Below are 8,320 nucleotides of genomic sequence, written 5' to 3'. Positions count from 1 at the left end.
TCACCTGGCGTGCGCGGTGATCGTGTGGCGGCGTTGCCCTCTCACGTCCGACGACTACCTATTGGGATAGGCTCTTAATGACCCAGACGCCGCGCACAGGATCGTTGCAGATGAAGACTGGAGCGCCATGAGTGACAAGTTTCATCTGGCCGTCGCTGTCCTCAAAGATGACTTTGACACTGCGGAACGGGTTATGCGTAAAATCGGGGTCGATTCTGACGAGTTGCCGCCCTTTGCTTACAAGGATTGGCCTCTATTCAAGGAGTTTCGCAAGTCTGACCAGTTCTTAGCCGCGTACAAGGATTTGACAGGAGATGAGTTCAAGGAATCTGAAGCGGAGGCAAAGCTGATACTGAGTGGCTCCCCAGAATCGGAGTCCGAGCAGAGGGCGCCTAACCAACCCCTCCAGGTCGACGAAGGGCCCAAGGGTTCTTGACTCGCACGAGCGTTGGCGTCTACGTTGCCCCGAACTCACTCTCCGGTCGTTGCCCTTCGCGGCTGAGCTGCCATTTGTTATGCAGCCTCCCCACTGCCTGCCTGAATCATGAACGTCGTCTTCGGAACTGGTCCGCTCGGGCAAGCCGTCGCGGCCTCTCTACGGGCGCGGGGCGACGAGGTCCGCCTCGTGAACCGAAGCGGACGGGTCCCCGGTGGTCTTTCCGGGGTGGAGGTCGTGGCGGGCGACCTGACTGATGAGACCTCGGCGCGCAGCGCGACGGGCAGGGCCTCTGTGCTCTACCACTGTGCCGTCACGGCGTACACCTCGTGGCCCGAGACTCTCCCTGCGCTCATGAGAGGGGCCATCGATGCGGCAGCCTCAGCGGGTGCTCGACTCGTCTACGGAGACAACCTTTATGCGTACGCGCCTCCCGATCAGCCGCTGACGGAGCAGGCGCCGGAGCGCCCGGAGACGCGTAAAGGCCGCGTTCGTAAGGAGGTGGCGGACATGCTCCGCGCCGCCCATGAGGCCGGGCGTGTCGAAGCGACGATTGGGCGTGCCTCCGATTTCTACGGGCCGGGCGTGTTGCTCTCGGGCGTCGGCAGCGAGGTCTTCGGTCGTCTCGCAGAGGGGAAGGCTGCGCGCCTGCTCGGCAACCCCGATCACCCGCACTCATTCACGTTCATCGAGGACTTCGGGCGTGCGCTCGTCGTGCTGGCGGATCACGACGAGGCGTTCGGGCAGACGTGGCTCGTCCCCAATCCACCCCCGATGACTCCCCGTGCGTTCGCCGAGAGGGCTGCTGAGGCGATGGGCCAAAAGGCGAAGGTACAGGCCGCGCCGTCGTGGGTGCTTCGCGCGCTCGGCCTTTTCAACCCGATGATGCGTGAAGTGGCTGAAATGCTGTACCTGTGGGAGCACCCCTTCATTGTGGACCACTCGAAGTTCGACCGAGCGTTCGGCGATGCCTTCGGTGAGGTGACCCCACTGGCCGCTGGCATCGCAGAAACAGCAGCGGCGTTCAAGGCGAGCAGTCAAACGGCTGTATGACCCGCTTCCACCAAGCAGGCACGAAGTACTTTGCGGAATGCGTGGATGGCTCACCGACTGGCTCTCTCTGCTTGCGCTGCTCGTGCTTGGCCTCTCCGCGGGTGCCATGCTCGCGGAATCGGCGATCTTGGTCCCGTACTGGCAGACACTCGCTGCGGACCAGTTCTTCGACTGGTACGCCAGCAACGCGGAACTCCTGGTCGGCTTCTACAGCCCTCTCCAGATCGCGAGTGCCGTACTCGCCCTCGTCGCCACGGTCCTGAGCGCGCTCGACCGCCGTCCCACACGGCTCTGGGTGCTTTCGACGGTGCTGTCGCTAGGCGTGCTCGCTCTCTTCTTCGTGTACTTCAAGGACGCCAACGCGGGCTTCGCGAACCGTAGCGTGGCCCCGCAGGACCTGCCCGGTGCGCTCCAGACTTGGGGCGCATGGCAATGGGCGAGGGTCGCGCTGGGCACCGGCGCATTCGCTATGGCGGCGGCGGCCGTGATACTCAGATCGGGTACCACTAGCACGCTCAGATCGGACTCGGGACGGCGCGTGAGCCAAAGCGCAGCATACCCTGATTCATAGTCTGCTCATCCCAATCGATGATTCCGTTCGCTGACGTGCCGCCCTTGCAGCTAGGGCCGCTGACGATCCAGGTCTTCGGGCTCACAGTCGCCGTGGCCGTGCTGGTCGGGCTGGCGATGGCGCGGCGGCGGTTCGCCCGGTTCGGGCTGAAGCCCGCGGTGGGGGAGCAGATGGCGATGTGGCTCATCGTGGGCGGCTTCCTCGGCGCGCACCTGTTTGCCGTGCTGTTCTACTTCCCGGGCGAAGTCGCGCGTGACCCGTGGCTCCTGCTCCGCGTCTGGGAGCACATCAGCTCGTTCGGCGGCATGATCGGCGGGCTCGTCGGGGCGGCGCTCTACCTGTGGCTCCGCGCCCCGGACCTCCGCCAACGGTGGGCGTATCTCGACGTGGCGGTGTTCGTCTTCCCGTTCGCGCTCGCCATCGGCCGCGTCGGGTGTGCGCTGGTCCACGACCACCCCGGCCGCATCACCGACTTCCCGCTCGCAGTGAGCCTGGAGACCGAGCCTGCTCAGAATCTCATCGCCTACGCTTACGCCGCCGCAGGCCAGGCCGAGGCGCTCCCGCCGCCGTCTGTATTGCTATTGCTGGGGTTCCACGACCTCGGCCTTTACGAAGTCGTGTACCTCGCGGCGTTCGTCCTGCCGGTGCTCGTTGTGCTGGACCGGAAGCCGCGGCCGGTCGGGTTCTTCCTGTGCGCGTTCGCCGTGCTCTACATGCCGGTCCGGTTTGGGTTCGACTTCCTCCGCGTGAGCGACGCGACCTACGCCGGGCTCACCCCCGCGCAGTGGGTGGCAGCCGCCGTGCTCGCCTCCGTCCCGTTCCTCTGGCGACGTATGCGACGGGGTGAACGTGCCGATGGCTCTGCCATCACGCCGGAACGGTCGTGACTAGTCCGCCACCGAGCGCTGACGCAGAGTGGTAGCGTCGACGTGTGGTCCTGGAGGCGGCGTATCCTCAGCGAATCCCACTGCTACTGGGCGTGCGCACGACGCAGTCTTCGCGCGGTGGCACGTCAACCAGGTCGGCGTCAGTGCCGAAGGAACGGATGCCTCTTGTTCGACTGAGCCTGTACACGAGCCTCGCGATGCTGGCGTTTGCGGGCAACTCGCTGTTGTGCCGGGAGGCGCTGGCTGGGGGCTCGATCGATGCCGCCTCGTTCACCATCGTGCGGTTGGCGTCGGGTGCGGTGACGCTTGCCGTCTTGGTGATGGCGCGTCAGCGTACGGCGTCGCTGGGCGGCACGTGGCGGTCGGCGCTCGCCCTGTTCGTCTACGCGGCGGGCTTCTCCTTCGCCTACCTGAGCTTGACGGCTGCGACGGGGGCGTTGCTTCTGTTTGGCGCGGTGCAGGCAACGATGATCGGCTATGGCTTCTGGACGGGGGAACGGTTCACGGCGCGGCAAACGGTAGGGGCCGTCCTTGCCCTGTGCGGACTGGTCGGGCTGCTGCTGCCCGGCTTCCAGGCGCCTCCGCTGCTTGGCGCCGTGCTCATGCTGGCCGCGGGCGTCGCGTGGGGCGTCTACTCGCTGCGCGGGCGCGGCTCCGGCGACCCGACGCAGGAGACGACGGGCAACTTCGTGCGGGCGGTCCCGCTGGCCGTGGTGTTGAGTGTCGTGTTCTGGCAGGATGCCGCAGTGGGGCCTGTAGGGCTAGCCTTGGCCGTCGCGTCCGGTGCGCTGGCGTCTGGTATGGGCTATGCCGTCTGGTACGCCGTGGTGCCGCATTTGACGGCGGGCACCGCCGCCACGGTGCAGCTGACCGTGCCCATCCTGGCCGCCGTCGGCGGCGTGGCGCTCCTGGGCGAGGCGATCACGGTGCGCTTGCTGGTCACGTCCGTGGCGATCTTGGGCGGCGTGGGATTATTCTTGGCTGGCAAGCGAACGGCTCATTCCACCCCCGATGTCGCCCCTGCTGATGGATGATCGGCCCTCCACGCAGACAACCGCTGCACGTCGTACCCTCTACGCTGGATCTCGCCAATCTGACTACGATGAGTCGCCCATCTCTGACCGAGCATCTCCCCGTTGAGGACTTCCTCGACTTCTACTGGCTCAAGGCCGAACTCGTCGGCTTTTGCCACCGGGTAGGGCTCCCCACCACTGGTTCGAAGGTGGAAGTGCGCGAGCGCATCGCGGCGTACCTCCGCGACGGCACGGTACTCAAGCCTGTGCCCAAGCGTTCGGGGCCCGTCGATCCGATGCCGGAGACGCTCACTGGTGCCACGCCGATCGGTCGCGGCTGGACCTGCGGCAAACGTCTCCGCGCCTTCTTCGTGGACGAGATCGGCCCGTCGTTCCGCTTCAACCGTGCGCTGATCGACTTCGTCAAGACGGGCGCTGGGCGACCGCTCTCGGAGGCCGCGGCGGTGTGGCGGGCGTCGAAAGAGGACCCCGACCGGCCCATTGAGGCGCAGTTGGAGTTCAACCGCCACACGCGGGCATACCACCGCACGCACCCAGACGCCACGCGCGACGAGGTGCTGCGCGCGTGGAAGGCGAAGCGCGCGACCCGGCGCTCGGAGTGGGACGGCGCCGAGGAACCACCAGCGACGTGACACCGACCGACGCGCGTGGTGCATCTTGGGGCTGCGTCTCGCAGCGTCGTCCCCGCATTCAACCACGCAGGCTCCCATGATCGTCCGCGTCTACGTCCACCTGCTCGTTTGCCTCCTCGCTCTGCCTTGCGCCTCGTCGGCGCGTGCACAGGAGCACGTGGTCACGATCCAGGTACTTCCGCCGGCCCACACGCCCGAGGATGCCACACTATACCTCGCCGGACAGGGGAACGAGTTTGGCGACTGGAACCCCGCAGGCGCAGCCATGGAGCAGGTCGACGACACGCGCTGGGCGTTCACAGGCACGTTCGAGGCAGGCCGTACGCTGGTGTTCAACGTGACGCGCGGGACGTGGGGCCGCCAGGCACTCTCCGGTCCGCGTACTCCCATGCCCGCCACTACGTTGGAAGTGACCGGGGACACGACGGTCACGCTGCAGCCGACCGACTGGGAAGACACGGCACTCGCCTCGGCCACGGGATCGATCCGGTACCATCACCACATCGCCAGTGCCCGCACCCGCGAGGCGCGCGACCTCGTCGTCTGGCTGCCGCCGGGCTACGAAGAAGACCCAGAGCGTCGCTTCCCCGTGCTCTACATCCACGACGGGCAGAACGTGTTTGACCGCTCGACCTCGTACGGTGGCAGCGAGTGGCGGATGGACGAGGTCGCCGACAGCCTGATCGCGCGGGGCCAGATTGAGCCGATGATCGTTGTGGGGATCAACAACACACAGATCCGATGGGCGGAGTACTCCGGCGGCCCGTTCGGGCGCATCTACGCCGATTTCCTCGTGAACACGGTCAAGCCGCTCATCGACGGGACGTACCGGACGCGGCCTTACCGCGACCACACCGCCGTGATGGGCGCATCGATGGGCGGGCTGATCTCGTTCTACCTCCTGATGTGGCACCCCGAGGTGTTCTCGAAGGCAGCGGCGCTGTCCAGCGCGTTCCCCTACGACAACGCCGACCTCGTCGACCACATCGCGACGATGCCGCTGCCGAGCGAGCCTGTCTCGCTCTACTTCGACAACGGCACGCAGGGCATCGACCAGTTCTTCGCCGAGAGCCACACCTTCGTCGTGGAGACGCTGCGTGCACGGGGGCAGGGCGAGGTCTTCTTCGAGACGTACGAGGCCGACCATACCGAGCGCGACTGGGCGCGCCGGCTCTGGCGCCCGCTGACCTACCTGTTTGGCACCGACTCGGCCCCGTCGATCGACTGAACGCGCTGCGTCATGAAGCTCTTCCTGTCCATCGCCAACGTGATCGCAGCCGCGGGCGTGCTGTTGTGGCCGATGCTGGCGCTCTCGACGGCGATGATGTTCGACGCGCCCGGCTCGGAGCGCAACCCGATCACGCGGTTGCTGGCGCTGTCGATCGTGACGTACCCGATCTGGACGATCCTCGGCAACGTCCTTTTCTGGATGAAGCGGAGCAGCGCGCCGGTTGGGTGGCTCGTCGCGTTCACGGTCGTCAGCGTATTGGGCTACGTGTTGATTGTCGGGCTCTTCGTTCTCCTCGACATCGTCTGCGACGGGAATTTCGCCTGCTGAGCGCGCGCCGACAGGGGAGAGGCCGAGGTATTTTCCGCTTCCCACCTCTGAGGCCGCACCTTCCGCCTCGCCCCACCACCCGCGACTGCTGTGAAGAAGAACGACGCCCTCCTCCGCCAACTGGGCTTCTGGGACGCGCTCACCATCGGCGTCGGGACGATGATCGGGGCGGGCATCTTCCTCCTCTCGGGCGTCGCCGTGGCGATGACCGGCCCGGCGGCCCTGTTTGCCTACCTCGCGGCGGGCGTCGTCTGCGTCATCACGGCGGCGAGCACGGCCGAGCTCGCGACGGGCATGCCGACGTCGGGAGGCGACTACTACTTTGTGTCACGTGCGCTTGGCCCCGCCTTCGGGGCCGTGTCAGGCATCGGGATCTGGCTGAGCCTGACGTTCGCCATCGCGTTCTACCTGTTCGGGCTTGGGGAGTACCTGGCGCAGTTCACCCCGCTGACGCCGTTCTGGGGCGCGCTCGGGGGTGGGCTACTCCTCGTGGCGCTCAACATCGTCGGGGCGAAGGAGTCGGGGCGGGTGCAGGTGGTGATCGTGCTCATCCTGCTCGTCATCCTCGGCGGCTTCAGCGCGCTCGCCGCGTTCCAGATCGAGGCCGACAACTACGCGCCGTTCTTCCCCTTCGGTACCGCGCCCATCGCCGCGACGACCGCGCTCGTGTTCGTCTCCTTCCTCGGCTTTGTCAAGATTGCGGCTGTCGCTGAGGAAATCAAAGACCCGGCCAAGAACCTGCCGCGCACGCTCATCGGCTCGGTCATCCTGGTGACGATCCTCTACGGCGTGATCGTGCTTGTGATCGCGGGCCTCTTCCCGCAGGATGTGATCGCCGAGGTGAAAGACCCGCTGACCGAGGCCGCCCGCAGCCTGCTCGGGCCCGTCGGCGCGGGCATCGTGATCTTCGCCGGGTTGCTGGCTACGCTCTCGTCGGCCAACGCAAGCATCTTCGCGGCGTCGCGCATCAACCTTGCGATGGCGCGCGACCGGATGGTCCCCAACTGGCTCGCTGCGATCCATCCGACGCGCCTCACGCCCTACCGCGCCATCCTCATCACGGGCGTGCTCACGCTCGCGCTGCTTCTGATCGAGGACCTGGAGACGCTCGCCAAGACGGCCAGCGTGCTGCAACTCTACAGCTACGCCGCCCTCAACCTCGGCTGCGCGGTGCTGCGCGCGGCGCGGCCGGAATGGTACCGTCCGTCATACCGCGTCCCCGGTACGCCGTTCGTGCAGGTCTTCGCGGCGCTGGCATGCCTCGCCATCATCGGCTATTCGGGGACCTTCGCGCAGTTTGCGCTCCTCGGGCTGATCGTGCTCAGCCTCGGGTGGTACGTCGTCTGGGGCCGCAACCGTGTCGAGATTGAGCACGCCGTCGCTAACCTCAAGGCCCGCTTCGCCGAGCGCGGCTGGGCGATGTTCTTTGACAAGGCGCCGGTCTATGCCGACGAGGCCGAGGCCGTCGCTCCGGTCCGCGAGCGCATCGACGCGAGCGACCCGCGCCGGGTGCTCGTCGCCGTGGCGAACCCCGCGCACGGGGCCGATCTGCTCCGGCTCGGCCGCTACGTGGCCACCGGAGCTGAGGCGGGCGGCGAGGTCGTGGGGCTGCACATGGTCCGCGTGCCGATCCAGACGCCGCTCTCGACGGCGCGCGACCGCTTCGTGCGCGAGCGCCCCGCCATCGAGGCTACCCTCGAACGCCTCGCCGCCGAGGCCCAGCGCAATGCGCACGGCGGGCACGGCGACGCGCTCGGAGCAACCTCTGTGGAGACGCTCACCGACGTGGCCCACGACGTGTTCGGCGGCCTTGTGGCCGAGGTGCCGGGGCGGCAGGCCGACCTGTTGCTGATGGGGTGGCGCGGCGGCTTCTCGCTCGGCAGCAGCGACTCGCCCGTGAAGCGCGTCATCCTGGACACGCCCACCGACCTCGCTATCCTCCGCGACCGGGGGCTGGGCACCGTCCGCACGATCCTGGTGCCGTGGGGAGGCGGCACGCACGCGCACTTGGGCCTCGAACTCGCCCTGCGCATCGCGCGCGCCACGGGGGCCGCGGTCCACCTTCAGCGCATCGTGCGGAGCGACGTGGACACCGCGCAGGAGCGCGCCGCGCTCGTCAAAGACGTGGCGGCCATCGTCAGCGACTACA

At 67.2% G+C, this 8,320-nt stretch carries 9 protein-coding genes; all 9 read left to right on the top strand.

Annotated features, from left to right (window positions below; translation table 11 throughout):
- The first annotated feature begins 127 nt into the window (after nucleotides 1-127).
- Nucleotides 128-436 (top strand): hypothetical protein, encoded by a 309-nt coding sequence (locus AAFU51_18635; protein ID MEO1573270.1) that lies wholly within the window; start codon nucleotides 128-130, stop codon nucleotides 434-436.
- 108 nt (nucleotides 437-544) lie between these two features.
- On the top strand, nucleotides 545-1,489 hold the full coding sequence (locus tag AAFU51_18630) for an NAD-dependent epimerase/dehydratase family protein (protein MEO1573269.1): 945 nt from the start codon (nucleotides 545-547) through the stop codon (nucleotides 1,487-1,489).
- A 37-nt stretch (nucleotides 1,490-1,526) separates the two neighbouring features.
- Entirely contained in the window at nucleotides 1,527-2,060 is a 534-nt protein-coding gene (locus tag AAFU51_18625) for a hypothetical protein (protein ID MEO1573268.1), read from the top strand.
- 17 nt (nucleotides 2,061-2,077) lie between these two features.
- Nucleotides 2,078-2,947, top strand: coding sequence for a prolipoprotein diacylglyceryl transferase family protein (locus tag AAFU51_18620; protein ID MEO1573267.1), 870 nt, complete (start codon nucleotides 2,078-2,080; stop codon nucleotides 2,945-2,947).
- Nucleotides 2,948-3,105: 158 nt separating this feature from the next.
- Nucleotides 3,106-3,981 carry a DMT family transporter gene (locus tag AAFU51_18615; GenBank protein ID MEO1573266.1) on the top strand — a complete coding sequence of 292 codons (876 nt, stop codon included), beginning with the start codon at nucleotides 3,106-3,108 and terminating at the stop codon, nucleotides 3,979-3,981.
- A 68-nt stretch (nucleotides 3,982-4,049) separates the two neighbouring features.
- Nucleotides 4,050-4,613, top strand: coding sequence for a DUF6434 domain-containing protein (locus AAFU51_18610; protein ID MEO1573265.1), 564 nt, complete (start codon nucleotides 4,050-4,052; stop codon nucleotides 4,611-4,613).
- Nucleotides 4,614-4,689: 76 nt separating this feature from the next.
- On the top strand, nucleotides 4,690-5,841 hold the full coding sequence (locus AAFU51_18605) for an alpha/beta hydrolase-fold protein (protein ID MEO1573264.1): 1,152 nt from the start codon (nucleotides 4,690-4,692) through the stop codon (nucleotides 5,839-5,841).
- Between the two features lie 12 nt (nucleotides 5,842-5,853).
- Complete coding sequence (locus AAFU51_18600) at nucleotides 5,854-6,171, top strand: hypothetical protein (protein ID MEO1573263.1); 318 nt, start codon at nucleotides 5,854-5,856, stop codon at nucleotides 6,169-6,171.
- 90 nt (nucleotides 6,172-6,261) lie between these two features.
- Nucleotides 6,262-8,320, top strand: a 2,059-nt coding sequence (locus AAFU51_18595; GenBank protein MEO1573262.1) for an amino acid permease, incomplete at its 3' end; no start/stop codon positions are given.

This window comes from Bacteroidota bacterium (assembly GCA_039821555.1).
Taxonomy (GTDB): domain Bacteria; phylum Bacteroidota; class Rhodothermia; order Rhodothermales; family Rubricoccaceae; genus JBCBEX01.
Note: the sequence above shows the minus strand (reverse complement) of the source record. Positions and strands in the feature narration are given on the sequence as shown.

Excerpts from the sequence above, each read along its gene's own strand:
- AAFU51_18635 (MEO1573270.1), top strand. The coding sequence starts at position 128 with ATGAGTGACAAGTTTCATCTGGCCGTCGCTGTCCTCAAAGATGACTTT.
- AAFU51_18630 (MEO1573269.1), top strand. The coding sequence starts at position 545 with ATGAACGTCGTCTTCGGAACTGGTCCGCTCGGGCAAGCCGTCGCGGCC.
- AAFU51_18625 (MEO1573268.1), top strand. The coding sequence starts at position 1,527 with ATGCGTGGATGGCTCACCGACTGGCTCTCTCTGCTTGCGCTGCTCGTG.
- AAFU51_18620 (MEO1573267.1), top strand. The coding sequence starts at position 2,078 with ATGATTCCGTTCGCTGACGTGCCGCCCTTGCAGCTAGGGCCGCTGACG.
- AAFU51_18615 (MEO1573266.1), top strand. The coding sequence starts at position 3,106 with ATGCCTCTTGTTCGACTGAGCCTGTACACGAGCCTCGCGATGCTGGCG.
- AAFU51_18610 (MEO1573265.1), top strand. The coding sequence starts at position 4,050 with ATGAGTCGCCCATCTCTGACCGAGCATCTCCCCGTTGAGGACTTCCTC.
- AAFU51_18605 (MEO1573264.1), top strand. The coding sequence starts at position 4,690 with ATGATCGTCCGCGTCTACGTCCACCTGCTCGTTTGCCTCCTCGCTCTG.
- AAFU51_18600 (MEO1573263.1), top strand. The coding sequence starts at position 5,854 with ATGAAGCTCTTCCTGTCCATCGCCAACGTGATCGCAGCCGCGGGCGTG.